General features: G+C 63.9%; 10 protein-coding genes. 6 read left to right on the plus strand and 4 right to left on the minus strand.

Annotated elements, in window-relative coordinates:
• Positions 1-61: 61 nt before the first annotated feature.
• On the minus strand, positions 62-1,237 hold the full coding sequence (locus Pan44_RS17025; protein WP_197453405.1) for an LptF/LptG family permease: 1,176 nt from the start codon (positions 1,235-1,237) through the stop codon (positions 62-64).
• 197 nt (positions 1,238-1,434) lie between these two features.
• Here Pan44_RS17025 and Pan44_RS17030 point away from each other — a divergent pair, with 197 nt between their 5' ends.
• From Pan44_RS17030 to Pan44_RS17040, 3 genes are all read left to right on the plus strand, one after another.
• On the plus strand, positions 1,435-1,947 hold the full coding sequence (locus Pan44_RS17030) for a hypothetical protein (protein ID WP_145031256.1): 513 nt from the start codon (positions 1,435-1,437) through the stop codon (positions 1,945-1,947).
• Between the two features lie 297 nt (positions 1,948-2,244).
• Positions 2,245-3,126 (plus strand): 4-(cytidine 5'-diphospho)-2-C-methyl-D-erythritol kinase, encoded by an 882-nt coding sequence (gene ispE / locus Pan44_RS17035; protein ID WP_197453406.1) that lies wholly within the window; start codon positions 2,245-2,247, stop codon positions 3,124-3,126.
• 85 nt (positions 3,127-3,211) lie between these two features.
• Positions 3,212-3,787 (plus strand): SpoVG family protein, encoded by a 576-nt coding sequence (locus Pan44_RS17040; RefSeq protein WP_145031259.1) that lies wholly within the window; start codon positions 3,212-3,214, stop codon positions 3,785-3,787.
• Positions 3,788-4,179: 392 nt separating this feature from the next.
• Here the strand turns inward: Pan44_RS17040 and Pan44_RS17045 are convergent, their stop codons facing one another.
• The 3 genes from Pan44_RS17045 to Pan44_RS17055 form a co-directional block, all read right to left on the minus strand.
• Positions 4,180-4,812: a Maf family protein gene (locus Pan44_RS17045; RefSeq protein WP_197453407.1), complete on the minus strand. Its 633-nt coding sequence runs from the start codon at positions 4,810-4,812 to the stop codon at positions 4,180-4,182.
• 33 nt (positions 4,813-4,845) lie between these two features.
• Positions 4,846-5,739 (minus strand): methylenetetrahydrofolate reductase [NAD(P)H], encoded by an 894-nt coding sequence (gene metF, locus Pan44_RS17050; protein ID WP_145031263.1) that lies wholly within the window; start codon positions 5,737-5,739, stop codon positions 4,846-4,848.
• 144 nt (positions 5,740-5,883) lie between these two features.
• On the minus strand, positions 5,884-9,120 hold the full coding sequence (locus Pan44_RS17055; protein ID WP_145031265.1) for a hypothetical protein: 3,237 nt from the start codon (positions 9,118-9,120) through the stop codon (positions 5,884-5,886).
• A 302-nt stretch (positions 9,121-9,422) separates the two neighbouring features.
• Here Pan44_RS17055 and purL point away from each other — a divergent pair, with 302 nt between their 5' ends.
• The 3 genes from purL to Pan44_RS17070 all read left to right on the plus strand — a co-directional run bounded on the left by purL (position 9,423) and on the right by Pan44_RS17070 (position 14,348).
• Positions 9,423-12,398, plus strand: a complete 2,976-nt coding sequence (gene purL, locus Pan44_RS17060; RefSeq protein WP_145031267.1) for a phosphoribosylformylglycinamidine synthase subunit PurL — start codon at positions 9,423-9,425, stop codon at positions 12,396-12,398.
• A 97-nt stretch (positions 12,399-12,495) separates the two neighbouring features.
• Positions 12,496-13,329 carry a glycerophosphodiester phosphodiesterase gene (locus Pan44_RS17065; protein ID WP_145031269.1) on the plus strand — a complete coding sequence of 278 codons (834 nt, stop codon included), beginning with the start codon at positions 12,496-12,498 and terminating at the stop codon, positions 13,327-13,329.
• A 56-nt stretch (positions 13,330-13,385) separates the two neighbouring features.
• The gene (locus Pan44_RS17070; protein WP_145031271.1) at positions 13,386-14,348 is read left to right on the plus strand and encodes a HEAT repeat domain-containing protein; all 963 of its coding nucleotides are present in this window, start codon (positions 13,386-13,388) and stop codon (positions 14,346-14,348) included.
• Positions 14,349-14,433: the final 85 nt, after the last annotated feature.

Below are 14,433 nucleotides of genomic sequence, written 5' to 3' on the forward strand. Positions count from 1 at the left end.
GGTTAAGGTCCGGAAGGTAAGGGAGAAGCCGCAGGCGAGGCTAGATGGGAACGGCAGCAGATCAGTGGCGGCGGACGCGACGCAGAATCACGATCGAGGCGACGAGCAGCCCGAGGTTGCCCAGCCACATCCCCCAGGCGGGGTTGATATTCCCCTTCTTCGATTGAGTCATGATCCCGAGGATCAGCGGGTAATAGATCGCCACGATCGGGACGAAGCAGTACAGGAAGCTTGTGAGGAACTGGCTCTTGGCCTTGTAGATGGCGAACGGACCGCCAAACAGGACGAAGAACAGGCAGCTGCACGACATGGCGTATCGGCTGTGAACTTCGGTTTTCAGGCGGTGGTAGGTCGAAGAGTGCCGCCCGGGCGCCTTCGCTCGCCACTTTTGAAGCGATGAAAGCTTGTGGAAGTCCCCCCAGGAGGTCGCCAGGAGGGCGTCCACGGTCTGCCGCTCCCGGGCCCGCTCCTCATCGGCGATCGCGGTAACGACCTGTTCATCGATCACCTCGATCGGCAGGTTGCGGGGCTTGGGCTTCCCGATCTCGTTCGCGAGCGAGAATGGAAACGATTCGTCGGTGACGTTGATCCGCTGATGGTCCCCCAGATTGATCGAGCCGTACTTGATGTGGATCTCGGCAAGCTGCCGTTTGACGTCGAGGGAGATCGTCGCCTCGTCGGCATAGATCTTCTGAACCCGGCCATCCTTTCGCTTGTAGCAGATCACCGGAGAGATCAGCGTTTTCCCACGGATGTCGAGAATGGTGATCTCGAGCCCCCGCTGCCGGTCGACGAAGGAACGGTCGGTGCGCAACCGCTCGAAGAATACGTCTTCCACCATCTGGACGATGCGGAGTTCCATCTGGTCGAGTGCCCAGGGAATGACCCGGTCGGTCAGGGCGAAGCAGACGGCGCTGAGGGCCGCCCCGAGGAGGATCGACGGCCAGAGAACCGTCATCACGCTGACCCCCGCCGCCTTGGCGGCGGTCACCTCCTGGTCGCCCGCCATCCGGCCGTAGACGAGGCAAACCGTCAGCAGCAGGGCTGCCGGAATCGTGAACGGCATCATGCTCGGCACGATGAACGGCAGCACCTCCCAGACCTGCGGCGCGGCAAGTCCGCGCTCGGTCGCTGTCTGGAAGACGCCGACGACGTTGACCAGCAGCGTCAGACACAGCAGCACGAACAGGAATGTTCGCGTCAGCTCGCTGAGGATATAGCGCTGGAGGAGCGGCACGGGTTGGCCGAAAGACTGCGGGACCGAGATTGACGCTGGGCGCGGGAGTTCGTCAGATTCGGGCGGGTTCTTATGACAGCAGGGCGAATGCGGTCAATCCCGCTTGCCCTTTCTGCCGCGCTTGCGTGGATTGTGAGGGACCGTTGCAGCACAGGTCGCGAGGACGTCGAGCGAATCGCCGCCCGGAGCGTCGCGGATTGGCGCCGGTCGAACTGGTGCTCGCGCTGCCCATCTGGATGCTGCTTGCGGCGGCCATGGTGATTGTGGGCAATCTGGGAGCCTGGAAGGTTCGGGGGCACCTGGCGGTTCGGGAAGCTGCGGTTCGGGCGCTGTGGCCCCGGACGACTTCGGGCACTTCAAACCCGCTGGAATGGCGCAGGTCATCGGCCCTGATGCAGTCGCGGCCGACTGGACCGCCCGGTTCCAACGACCTCCTGGCGGGCCATGAGGTGGTGCGCGGTCCACAGATCCAGGCGCCGGGGAGTGCGATCGTCGTCGGAGTCGACGCCAGGGCGATGGAATCGGTCTCTCGGGCCATTGCGGGAGAGGCATTCCTCAATGAACCGCCAGCCCTTTGGCCTCGATCGGGCGTTCGGAATCGATTTGCCCGCGAGTTCGCGATTCTCGATGGCAACGCCGGCCAGTGGACTTTTCCTGTCGAGGGCCCGCTGCGCTGCGGAGTGGTCTGGGACCTGCCGGTTCTTGAGTGAATCGCAACTTCATCAGACCGAAACCGATAGGCGGGAGCGGGTTGCGACATGTCGCCGGCGTCAGACGGCGAGAGCATATTGACACCATCCCTCGCGGGTTTAGCATGCAGGGAACGACGCGCTCTTCACTCCTCACACACCGTTCCGTGCGAGATTCGGGACGGTAGAAGCTCGTGACGAAGACCGCTGATCGCCGTGGCGAAGGCCGCGATCGTTCGAATATCCAGCGGTCTTGCGATGGACTCCGCAGCCGCTGAGGTCAAGCACCATGAGCCCCTACAACAGGAACGGGCACGGATGCGCAGCAGATGGATCGGCTCGGCGCTTGTCGTCGATGCGCCGGCAAAACTAAATCTGTCTCTGTCGGTCCTTGGCCGGCGGCCTGATGGCTATCACGAGTTGGAAACCGTGATGGTCTCGGTCGGCCTCTACGACACGCTCGTCATCGAGCCTCACGACGATCGGCTCGAGCTGACATGCGAGGGGGAGTCCGGAACACTTCCCGGTGATGATTCGAACCTGGTGATGCGTGCCGCCGCGCTGCTGAAGTCGACGGCAGGAGTCAAACACGGGGCCGTGATGCGGCTCATCAAGCGCATTCCGATGCAGGCCGGCATGGGAGGGGGCTCGAGCGATGCCGCCGCAGCGCTCGTCGGGCTGAACGCATTCTGGGACCTTCGACTCTCGTCCTCCGAACTCCATCCCCTGGCCGCTCAGCTCGGGAGCGACATCAACTTCTTTCTGGACTCCCCTCCCCTGGCGATCTGTCGGGGGCGGGGCGAGGTGGTCGAGCCGCAACCACTTGCCTGCCCGCTGTGGTTCGTCATCGCGAAACCGGATCGCGGACTCTCCACGGCGGCCGTCTTCCGGCAGCTCGACCTCGCAGACTGCGGAAGGGCGGACAGCCGCGCCATCGTGGACGCCGCCGCGCAGGGACATCCCGGACTGATCGCGAACCTGTTGAGTAACGACCTCCAGAGGCCGTCACGGGAACTGTCTCCGGAGATCTCGGACCTGCTCGATCGACTGCAGGCGATGTCCCTGTTCCGTGCCCAGATGACCGGGAGCGGATCGGCCTGTTTCGGCGTGGCTGCCCATCGCGAGCAGGCCACTCGTGCCGCGCGGCGCTTGAAGCAGCAGGGAGTGAAGGACGTGTTTGTGGCGCGAACGGCCGTTTGACGTCGGCCGCGATCCGGAGGTGTGTGAGAGCGATTCTTGGAGGATCGTTCGGCGACGTGATGGAAGACACAAGGAGGAGACACCCATGCGAGTCAGTGAAGTCCGCATCAAGCTGATGAGCGATCCGCAGGACCGCCTGCTCGCGTTCTGTTCGATCACGTTCGATTCGTGTTTTGTTATCCGGGATCTCAAGATCATCAAGGGGAGCAAAGGGCCCTTTGTCGCGATGCCCAGCCGGAAGCTGACCGATCGCTGCTCAAAGTGCGGCGGCAAGAACACGCTCCGCTCGGCCTATTGCAACCATTGCGGAAAGAAACTTGCCGGTGAACGTGTCAACCGCGGCTCGGACGGCCGGGCGAAGCTGTACGCCGACATCGCGCACCCGATCAATTCCGAGTGCCGCGACCAGATCCAGGCCAGGGTGGTCGAGGCGTACGAGAACGAACTCGTACTGGCGCAGCAGCCGGGCTACATCTGCCACTACGACGATTACGGCGACGACTACGATTTCGGCGATGCGCACTACTACGACGAGCCTCATTCGGCTCCGGGGGGACGGATCGACCAGCCGGCCCGGCAGCCGGCACAGGCGCCGCACGCCGTTGATGCCGAACGCGCCGCGAGGGCACGGACCGGGGGGCCCGGCGCGACGAAGCCCTGAGGCGCCGGACCTCAATCAGAGTGCCGCCCGCCGCTGAGAATCGTCCCAGGTTCCCGCCCCCCCGCAGCGATCCGGCCAGCACCCCTGATGGCCCGATACGCGGAATCCGGCCCCGCGCGCAACCGCTCCCGGACTGGGAGAGGGCTCGTTCTTTGGCAATTCAGGACTGACGAGTGATCCACCCGGCGAGACGAAGCGCAGAAGACCTCAAAAACTTGTCACACATGTCACAGGTGTCACAGGTCAGCAATTCCCAATGGTTCAGACCATTTTCTGCTGTCACAGGTCTCCGTCACAGGTCGTCACACATCTCGCATCACGCCGCACAGGGCCTTCACCAGGGCTGGCGGACAAGGCTTCGAGACCGCGACGAGTGCGAGTGGCCAGTCGATCTAGACCAGTTCCATGTCGAGCAGGAGTTGGCGCGTCTCCGCCAGCGGCAGGCCGACGACGTTCGTCAGGCTTCCTTCAATGCGGTCGACGAACATGCTGGCCAGGCCCTGGATGGCGTAGCCCCCGGCCTTTCCGTCGGGCTCGCTCGTCGAGAGATACCAGTCGAGCCAGTCGGCCCGCGACCGGTTGAAGCTCACGGTCGTCACCGCGATGCACTCGGCCGTCCGTCCATCCGCCCGCTCGATCGTGACAGCCGTCATCGCGACATGCGGCCTGTGGAAATAGAACTCGTCGAACCATCGCCGCACGGTGGGCCGCGATGGCGACTCGCGCGGCGGCTGCCCGAGCACTGCGAGGTCGCCCGTGCGTGATTCGGCCACGATCGTAGTGTCGGCCGCGAGGATGGAGGCATCTGGCAGATCGCTACTCTCGGATCGGACGGCCACGCGCTTCATCCGGGCGATCTCCAGCAGTCGGTCCTGGACGGCGTTGATCGTCTGGCAGTCGTCGAAGCCCGGTTCGTCGGCGCTGGCCGGCGGGCGAATGACGATTCGCTCAGGGCGGACCAGCAGGCCCAGAAGTTCCGACCGGCGCGGCGATCGGGAGGCGAGGATCAGGGGAGCGTTGTTCACCGGAGCGTCGGCATGGCGGGGAGCCGATCGGATTCAGGCAGGCTTCCGGGCCGCGCCTGGCTGGTCGAGGGCGTCCAGAATCTGCTCGCAGGCCGAGGAACGGTTCAGCGCATAGAAGTGAATTCCCTGCGCCCCTTCCCGGCAGAGCTCCCGGCACTGCTCGATGGCGAACTCGACTCCGATCTTGAATTGGGCATCCAGATCGTCCTGCACCGCTTCCAGCCTCGCCGCGAGCGCCTCGGGGAATGCCGCGCCGCACATCTGAGTGATGCGTTTGATGCGCGCGAACTCGGTGATCGGCATGATGCCGGGAATGATTGGGATCGTGATTCCGGCAGCCCGGCAACGATCGCGGAAACGGAGGAAGCTCGCGTTGTCGAAAAAGAGCTGCGTGAAGACGGCGTCGGCTCCCGCATCGACCTTGCGCTTGAGGTTCGACAGGTCGACATCGTGGTCGGGCGCCTCCGGATGCTTCTCGGGATACCCGGCGACGCCGATTCCGGACTGCGGCTTGGTCTTCCGGATCAGCCCGACAAGCTCATTGGCATAGCTCAGACCTCCATCGACCGGCTTGAACCCTTCCTGGCCGCGGGGCGGATCGCCCCGCAGCGCCATGAAGTTCTGAATGCCGGCCTCCGCGGCCACATCGAGCCAATCGGTCAGTTCCGGGATCGTCGAGCCGACGCAGGTGAAATGCGCGGTCGCCGGAACGTTGAAGCGGGTGCGGATTTCGCGGCAGAGTTCAACCGTCCGGTTGCGCGTGCTGCCGCCTGCCCCATAGGTGCACGACACGAACGACGGGCCGTAAGGCATCAGCCGCTCGAGATTCTCCCACAGGGCCGAGTCTGCGTCCGCAGATTTCGGGGGAAAGATCTCAATGGAGAGACAGAACGGCTTGTTCTCGAGGATTTGGCGAAGGACGGTCATTGAACGCAGGAAAGACGAGGGAAATCACACTACCGAGGATTTCAGCAGGTCGCGGAGGGGATCGGAAGGAAGAAACGCTCTCGCGATCGCGAGATCCGGTCGGTTTGCAACGGTCGATCCGGCAAGTCGGACCGTTTGGACGCTTTACATTCCATCCGGAGGCATCGTCGCCACCGGAGGGGCCGGCGGAGACGTCGCCTCATCGGCCGACGGAGCCCCCATTGGAGCTCCTGGCTCGACGGGCATGGGCGGCTTGTCCGGGGCGACCGCAGTCGCTCGTTCGCCGTTCTCCTGGTACATCGGCTGATCGTCTCCAACCTCGGGAGCCGGAGGCTGCGGGGAGACGGTCTCACCCGTCAGGATGCCGTAATAATACGCGGCCAGAGGCCTGATGCTGGCGCGGGGCGCGACATCGAAGATTCTTTTCACGGCCGAGCGGGCTTCAGAGAGCTGGCCATGCTCGATCTCCGAGACGGCCAGAAGCATCTGCACGCTGCCCCACCGCTCGGGGAATGTGAAGAGGACTTCGGCGGCGACGCGACCTCCAACAAACGCGAGGAGATCCTGCCGAGGGGGCAAAGCCGCCGCGAGGGGAACGTTGTCGAGCGCGCCGCGGACCGACGACTCGCTGAGCTGCCGGGCCTCGTCGGTCCAGAGGTCGACCGCGCGGTTCACGTCGCCCCGAATCATGTTGGCGATGGCGGTCTGGGAGCGCCAGATCGACTTGATGTCGTTGACGCCGGGAGCGCTCCGCACGTCGGGCGGAAAGAGCGATTCGATCCCCTCCAGCCGCTCCCAGCATTCCTCGATCCGGCCGACCGCCATCAGCACCTGGGCGTGAAGCATGGAGGCCATCGGATCCTGAACGATCTGGGGTTCCAGTGGCTCGAGAATCGTCAGCGCGAACCTCGGACATCCGGCATCGAATGCGGCGCGGGCAACGGCGATCGGGTCTTCACCCCGCTGAATCTCACGATTTGCGTTCGCCTGAACTTCCTTGACGCTCGTTTCCAGCTGCTTGAGCAGAGTCTGGTTCTCCGTGCGCGCCTGGTTGAAGTTGGGATGATTGCGGCCCAGGGAGGTCCACGATCCGGTCTGGCGATAGACGGCCTGCAGATGTTCGAGTGCGACGTCGCGGTAGCCCACGGCCGCCAGTGCGTAGGCCAGTTGCTCGTGATCGGCCGGGAGCGCGGCGGACGTGAGAAGCGAGAAATATTCGGCAGCAAGTAGCTGGCGGACACGGAGCTCGTTTAAGTTGCCAAACTGGCCAAAACTCTGCTCGCCTCCGAGGATCGCCCGGTACACGTCGCGCAAGACGCGATGGACCTGAGGCGTGTTGGGATCCTGAACCAGCGAACGCTGCGTCATTCGGATCGCAAGGATCCTGAGCGCATGTGCGGTCTCTCCCGGTTTCGATGTCGCCGGAAGGCGGGACGCAAGCTCATTCGCGAGATAGGAGTAGTGCTGGGAAAGCTGTCCCTCGAGCGGAATGGCCGGCTCCGGCTGAATCAACCAGCGCTCGTAGGTGGTCAGTTCACGAGGCCATCCGGGGACTTCCGTAAAGGGGACATCTTCGCCGCGAAACGCGAGTTGAATGAAATCGATTCCGACCTGCGGAGCAGCCGGGGGGGGTGTTCCGGCCTGTGCGTCGGCGCGATCCAGGCGCGCGGCCGCGGCATCGACCGCCGCGAGCTTCAGTTCCGGGTTCAGCATCAGCCGTTGGAGCAGGCTGTATTTTGCAAAGCCGTCGTCACCGGTGAGTCGGGCGTAAATGTGCTTGAGCTGATAGCGGTCGAGGACTTCTTTCCAGAGTTCCGGCTTTCCTGTTCCGGGGACATTCTCTTGGACGACCTGCAAGGCACGGAAGACATCGCGGTGCAGCTTGAGAAGGTTCTCGCCCCCCCGGGAAAAGAGCGCAAGACGGGAGTCGTTGAACGGACGCATGCCGCTCCAGATCATGAGGTCGCCATGATCGGGACGGCCGTTGAAGGCTTTCGGGTCGTCCGTATTCGCTGCCAGTGTGGCGTAGCTTTCGATCGCGGTCCGGATTCGCCAGTCGAATCCGAGGCCGAGGCGCCGGCCGGCAACACCCGGCAGCGCACCGTTGATCATCAGATATGCCAGGGTGAACAGCCCGAGCACGGTGATGGCCCGTCCCGCCCGCGAAAACGCGAGTTCCGACCAGGCGACCGAGTAGGTCTGTCGGAACGTGCGTGAGTACCAGGCTTGGCCGTTCAGGCTGGCCAGCACGGCGTTGACGATCGAAGCAGCCGGAAGCAAGAGGCCCGCCGAGAATGCGAGCCCGTTTGCGACAACGAACAGCGCGACGTGCGTGAGCGGCACGCGGCTTGAGTTGAGCAGCAGCGTGACGAGAGTCAGGAACGCGAGGAGCACTCCGGCGCCGACAGGCCATTCGAGGGTCGACCAGAACGCCGGATCGTTGGCGGGAAACAGCATCCAGCGAAAATGTGGACCTATCGAACCATAGGCACGGGCTTCGGGAAGCTCCGACTGGAACAGGACGAGCGGCGATTCCAGAACATGCCAATGGAAGGGGTGGATCAGGGCGGCGACCGTCGCGACGCCCGCGGCTTTGAGCAGGAAGGTCCTGTCCCCTGACGCTGCGCCGAGACGCTCACCGGTTGTCAGGAACCTGCCGATTCCCGCTCCCCAGATTAGGGCGAGGCCGACCCAGGCCAGAGCATCGAGATTGCTCCAGAACAGGAACAGGGCCCCGAACAGCAGCAGCGAGGGAGCCTTTGTCGCATCATCGGCTCGGTGCAGAAGCCACATCAGAAGCGATGCGCCCAGCAAAGTGATACTGACGGGACCGGCCGTCAGAGTCGGAAAAACGGCGATCAGGGCAAGCGCCGCTGCGATGGAATTCCACCACGTCGGAATTCGGGCGAGGGTGATTCGGGAGAGAATCCAGAAAGTCAGCAGACCGAGCATGACGGCCCACAACGTGAGGCTTTTTCCAGCGAGGTAGAAATTCTGCCCGAGCATGCCGCCCGCGCGATAGACCGCGCCGAGGGCGTGGTCTGCGAGCCAGCCAAGATTAATCCACTGGCGCCCTTCCGCCGAGACGGAGAAGGGATCAGTTTTCGGCGGAAGGAAGCCATTCTCCACCATGAACGCGCCGGATGCGAGGCGGACCAGCAGCGAGGTGTCGGCAATCTGCGTCCAACTCAGCAGGACGGCCAACAGCAGGACGGAATGCCGCAGCATTGCGTCGCCACGGATCGCTTCGTCCTCGACAAGCTCTGGCGTGAGCGGTTCCCAATCCGGAAGTTCGTCATCAGGAGTCGTTTGCGCTTTCGGCCCGTCCGGCGCCGTCGCAACGGACTCCGGGCGGGGGGCGTCGTCGGAAGGGGAAGACACGAGCGATTCCGAAGGAAAATGCGGAGAGAGATGGACGCCGGTGCATGCTACGGACGTGGATTCGCCGGAGTCCAGCGTTGACCTCCGAAGGACGACGACTCGCCCGCCGGAGCAGCGCCTCAAGCCGCCGTGACCCGCTCCAATGGAACCGCAGCCAGGCGAATTCGCCGCCGGAGGGGGCGCCCGCGAGGGCGGAACCGGCAGGGCTCGTGGAAATCGGGCGGTCATTCGCGTAGAAACCGATAGGAATGCAGGCCCCGGCCTCATCAGCCTCAGCGTCTTAGAAACAGCACGGCGGATTCATGCTCTGGGAAGTGGAGATTCAGCCCCGCGACGGGGAAACTGATCGTGAAGGTCAGCGGGTCCTGGCGGATGCCAGGGCCTTGGGCATCGATTCGCTGACGAATGTGCGCTCAGCCCGGTCCTTCCTGATCGAGGGAGACCTCGCGGAGGCGCAGGTCGCCAGACTGCAGCCGCTGCTTGTGGACGGAGTCGTGGAGTCGGCATTTGTCCGGAAGCTTCCCGCGGCCGCGGACGCCCGCGCGAACGGCTCGACGTTGCTGAACGTCCTGTTCAAACCAGGTGTGACGGACAACGTCGGTCACACGGCCCAGGAAGCGATCGCCGGACTGGGCGTGGCCGTCTCGTCCGTCGCGACCTGCCGGAAGTACTACATCACCGGCTCCCTCGCCGCCGAGCACCTCGCGCGGCTCAGCTCCAAGATCCTGGCAAACGACGCGATCGAGCATGTGGTCGCAGGCCCCCTGCCCCTTGCCAGCCTGGCCATCGGCAGCGACTACCAGTTCAAACTGGTGACCGTCGGCATTCGCGGGATGTCCGACGCCGACCTGACGCGGCTCAGCAAAGAAGGTCAGCTGTACCTGAGCCTGACCGAGATGCAGACGATCCAGGCATACTTCAAGAAGCTGGATCGCGATCCGACCGACATCGAGCTCGAAACCGTCGCCCAGACGTGGAGCGAACACTGCTCCCACAAGACGCTCCGCGGCCGGATCCGCTATCGCGACGAGAACGGCGAACGGCAGTTCGAGAACCTGCTCAAGGAAACGGTTTTCGCCGCGACACAGACCCTGCGGGACAAGGCCGGCAAGGACGACTGGTGCGTCAGCGTGTTCCGCGACAACGCGGGTGTCGTCAAATTCACGGACGAATTCGACATCTGCATGAAGGTCGAAACGCACAACCACCCGTCGGCGATTGAGCCTTACGGCGGCGCCAACACCGGACTCGGCGGCGTCATCCGCGACCCGATGGGAACGGGAATGGGCGCCAAGCCGATCTGCAGCACCGATGTGTTCTGCTTCGCACCGCCCAACTTCCCGTTCGAGAACCTCCCTGCCGGAACGCTGCACCCCCGCACCGTCATGCGGGGCGTCGTTTCCGGGGTCCGCGACTACGGAAACCGGATGGGCATCCCCACGGTGAACGGCGCCGTCTTCTTCGACGACCGTTACCTCGGTAACCCACTGGTCTATTGCGGCAACGTCGCCCTGCTTCCGGTCGGAATGGCCGAAAAGACGGTCCACCCGGGCGATTACGTGGTCACGGTCGGCGGCCGTACCGGCCGTGACGGCATTCACGGAGCAACATTCTCGAGCGCCGAACTGACGCATGAGAGCGAGTCGATCTCCGGCGGCGCGGTCCAGATCGGGAACGCGGTCGTCGAGAAGATGGTGCTGGAGGTCGTCCTGAAAGCCCGCGACAAGGGGCTGTTCAACGCCATCACCGATTGCGGCGCGGGGGGATTTTCCAGCGCCGTCGGGGAGATGGGAGAAGAGACGGGCGCCGACGTGTGGCTGGAAAAAGCCCCGCTGAAATATGCCGGCCTTTCCTACACCGAGATCTGGATCTCCGAAGCGCAGGAACGAATGGTCCTGGCCGTGTCGCCGAAGCAGTGGGACGAATTCCATGCCCTCTGCGCGTCGGAAGGAGTCGAGGCCTCGGTCATTGGGCAGTTCCGGAACGACGGGCAGTTGATCCTGAACTACAACGGCCAGGAAGTCGGCCGGATCTCGATGGAGTTCCTGCACGAAGGGCGCCCGCCGGTCGTTCGCGAGGCGGTTTTCAAGCCGCAGTCGACCGCCCCGGGATCGATCATTCCCCGCAAGGCAAAGCCGTTCTCCACGAAGGGCTCCCTTGGGCAGCAGGCCCTGTTTGAGATTCTTGGCTCGCTGAATGTCTGCTCCAAGGAGTGGATCATCCGGCAGTACGATCACGAGGTGCAGGGAGGCAGCGTGGTGAAGCCGCTCATCGGCGTACACCACGACGGCCCGTCCGATGCGGCCGTTGTGCGTCCCACCCAGCACTCGCCGCGCGGCGTCGTCGTCTCCAACGGCATGAATCCCCGCTATGGCGACTATGACCCGTACTGGATGGCCTGCTCGGCGATCGACGAGGCGCTGCGGAACTGTGTTGCGACCGGGGCCGACCCGAAGAGGACGGCCATCCTCGACAACTTCTGCTGGGGCAACACCGAGAAGCCTGAAACGCTCGGCTCGCTGGTGCGGGCGGCGATCGGCTGCCACGACGCGGCCCTCGCATACCAGACGCCGTTCGTCAGCGGAAAGGACTCGCTCAACAACGAGTTCACCTACACGACGAACGAAGGCCCGCGCACAATTGCGATCCCCTCCTCGCTGCTCATCAGCGCCATGGGGCAGATCGAAGACGTGGCGCACGCCGTCACGATGGATCTCAAGTCGCCCGGCAACGAGCTGTTTCTCATCGGCGCCACCGCCGCCGAGTTTGGCGGCAGCCACCTGTCGCTCGTCCTCGAGCAGACCGGTTCCGCGAAGCCGCAGGAGATTCCGGCCGACGGATGGAACGCCGTTCCGAAGGTCGACCTCAAAACGGCTCCGGAAGTCCTGACTGCGCTGCATGGCGCGATGAAAAGATGCCTGGTCCGCGCCTGTCACGATCTCAGTGAAGGCGGCCTCGCGGTCGCGCTGGCGGAGATGGCGTTCGCGGGGGGACGCGGCATCCAGGCGGATGTCGCCGAGGCCGCCAGCGTGGCAAAGCTTCCGCCGATCGCCCTGCTCTACTCCGAGAGCAATACCCGCTTCGTGGCCGAAGTGGCCGTGGGCGATCGGGACCAATTCCTGACCGCGTTCTCGTCCGCTGGACTGATGCCTCCGGTGAAGATCGGAACGGTCTCGGATTCCGGCCGTGTCGTCATCACCAGTGGCGGGGCGACCGTCATCGACGCCGGCATCGAGGACCTGCGTGCCGCGTGGAAGAAGCCGCTGGCCTGGGATTAATTCACCCCTGTAGTCGGGCGACGTAGTGGCCGAACTGGATCACTGCGTCGCCGATGTCATTGCACTCCTGAGATCCTGATCACGGAAAGCGCTTTCGATGAACGTTCGACGGTTTCTCGGATCCCTCGTTGTCCTGGGCAGTGCCCTCGTCGCCCTCGTCGGCGCGCACCCTGCGTCCGGGGGGGAGAAGACCCCGATCATCCTGGCGCATCGCGGCGGGGCCTACGAATACGAAGAAAACACGATGGAAGGCTTCCGTGCGTGTTACGAGCGGGGAATCCGTGGCTTCGAAACCGATGTGCGGATGACGAAGGACGGCGTCCTCGTGATCCTGCACGACGATACTCTCGACCGCACCCACAACGGAACTGGTTCCGTAGAACACAAGACTGCGGCCGAGCTACGGGACGTGACGACGAAGAAGAAGGGACAGAAGATGCTGTTCCTCGACGAATTGCTCGACTACTTCGCCGACAAGCCGGATGTCTACATCGAGTGGGAGATGAAGGTCAGCAACAAGGACCTCTACCCCAACGACCGGATTTCCGAGTACTGCCAGAAGCTGTATACGGCTGCGGAAAAGAAGAAGGCGAAGGGCTCCGTCTATGTCTATTCCTCGTTCGATGAGCGCCCCCTCAAGGCGATCGACGCGATCGCTCCCGCTGCTCCGATGTCGCTGATCGCCGGCAAGCCCTGCTCGGCCGAGTTCATCCAGAAGGCCAAGGCCGTCGGCGCCGACCGCATCGCTTGTCAGATCAACGGATCGTCGCGGGCGTCGATCAAGGAGGCCCAGAAGGCCGGCCTCATGGTCAACGGCTGGCCGGGTCGCGGCGCGCAGGACTACCAACTCGCCATCGGCCTGGGACTCGATGTGCACTGCACCGATGTGCCGGTGGCGGTGATCGCCGTGAAAGAACAGATCGATAAGTAGTCGGAGGCGCGACAGCGAGTATCGGCCGCCTCGAGTTCATTCGGGAGCAGACACGGATGCGACGCGAGCTGTTCTCCCTGAGCATCGCGCTGGCGTTCACAGGGGACCTGTATACACAGAGCCTGTTCGCCCAGGACGGGGCGAACGCCGCGAAGCCTGTCGAGCCGTCCTCCGCGAAGATGTCGACGTCCGACCTGCTCCGTCGCTTCGAGAACGCCGAGTACGCCTGGCAGCAGGCGCAGATCGCCGACGTCCTCGTGATCGCGGGAGATCGGTCGATCCTTCCGCGCATCGCGCAACTCACGCGAGTTTCAGATCGCAAACGGCGGTGCAACGCGGCCTTCGTTCTCGATGGTCTCGGCGATGCCCGCGGCATGGCGATCCTCGTCGCCGAACTGCGTGACACCCGACCTCGCGCGGTGAATCCGGAGGAAAAACGTGGAAACGGCGGCGCAGAGAGGCAGGCTCACTCCGACCGACATCACTGTGCGCACCTGCTGGGGCGGATCGGTCGCGATGAGGCGATTCCCACACTCATCGAATTGCTCAAGGACGAAGAGCTGTGTGACGTCGCGGCCTCTTCGCTGGGCAACCTCGGAGTCAGCGACGCGATGGATGACCTTGTCGTCATGGCGGATGCGTTTCCGCAACATCGTGACTCCGCGGCCTCGGCGCTCGCAAAACTGGGGGACGCACGAGGCCTCGAGATGCTGTCCGAAATTGTGACTTCGAACTTGCACGAGTCCGTCCGCTTGAGAGCCACTGATGCACTTCGGGAATCGGGCTCCCTGAAGCAGCAGCCCGTCCTGCTTCAGGCCCTGGCAGACCCCCATCCGAACGTCCGTGTGGCGGCCGTGCGGGCGCTCAATGCCCTCGGCGACGCCCGGTCGTTGCCCGGTCTGAGAATCGCTTCGCAGGATGAATCGGTCCCTCCCTGGCACGCCCCGACAACCGTGTCCGCGGAAGCGATCGCCGCGATCGAGGCGATTGAACGCCGCGATCAGCAATTGCTCCCTTGAGCGTCTTGCCGGCGTCTTCGCGGTGAGTGATGCCACAGGCGTTTCCACGGTCCCCGGGCTCACAGTGTTGCTGTCACCCCGATGC

This window comes from Caulifigura coniformis (genome assembly GCF_007745175.1).
In the GTDB taxonomy this organism is placed as follows: Bacteria; Planctomycetota; Planctomycetia; order Planctomycetales; family Planctomycetaceae; genus Caulifigura; species Caulifigura coniformis.